Consider the following 1009-nt stretch of genomic DNA (forward strand, 5'->3'; position numbering starts at 1 on the left):
GGCGCCGACGCCGATCGGCAGGAAGGAGACATCCTTCTCGGGATCCAGTCCGGCGGCCTGTGCAAAGGCGCGGCCGAATGTCGTTCCGGCGCTGCCCATCGACTGCACGCCGAGCTTCTTGCCCTTGAGGTCGGCGAGCGTCTTGATCGGGCTGTCGGGCAGCACCGCGACCGACCAGATGTTGGAATAATAGAGTCCGTAGAAATAACGGATATCGAGCTTTCCCGACTGAATGCCTATGATTGCCTCGCCCGGCGAGGCGGCGCCGACTTCGGCATTGCCGGCCGAGACCTGGATCGCCGACTCGTTCGAGCCGCCGACCGCGATCAAGGTGACGTCGTAACCTTCCGCAGCGAAGTAGCCTTTTTCCCTGGCGACGACGAACGGCGAAAACGCCTCGTCGATATTGCGGACCGGAATCAGCACCCGCACCTTTTCCAGCGCGCTCGCGCCCTGCACGCCGCTGAGACCGAAGACGATCACAGAGGCTGCCAACAACAACAGCCGGCGTCCGGAAGCTACGCTCAACATTTTGATCTCCGACAGGCGTTAAGGCATCACCGGCGCATTGTTGCGCCGGATCCAGAAAATATAGCGCCGCGCAGCGTATCGCATCAGGCCATGCATCGCCAGACCGATGGCCGACAAAACGATCAGGACCGCAAAGACGCCGGGCACATCCATGCCGAAATTGAGCGTCACCACGAGATAGCCCAGGCCGACCTGCGCGCCGACGAACTCGCCGACGATGGCTCCGATGACCGCGAGCACCGCGGAGATCTCGAGCCCCGCAAAAATCAGCACCAGCGCCGACGGGATGCGCAGGCGCATCAGCGTCTGCCACTTGGTGGCGCCAAACGCCTTCATCATGTCGAGCTGGTCCTTGTCGGTCGAATGGAAACCGGCGATCACGCTGACCAGCACCGGAAAGAAGCAGACCAGCGCCGTGATCACGATCTTGGAAGCCAAGCCATAGCCGAACCAGATGATGAAGAGCGGCGCGATGGCG

General features: G+C 62.1%; 2 protein-coding genes. Both read right to left on the reverse strand.

The annotated features are described in order from the left end of the window. Positions 1-531 (reverse strand): ABC transporter substrate-binding protein (locus HB630_RS28185; protein ID WP_213776002.1); only part of this gene is annotated, 531 nt, incomplete at its 3' end. 18 nt (positions 532-549) lie between these two features. Beyond that, positions 550-1009 (reverse strand): ABC transporter permease subunit (locus HB630_RS28190; RefSeq protein ID WP_213776003.1); only part of this gene is annotated, 460 nt, incomplete at its 5' end.

Origin of the sequence: Bradyrhizobium sp. dw_78 (assembly GCF_018449525.1) — a bacterium.
Classification (GTDB): domain Bacteria; phylum Pseudomonadota; class Alphaproteobacteria; order Rhizobiales; family Xanthobacteraceae; genus Bradyrhizobium.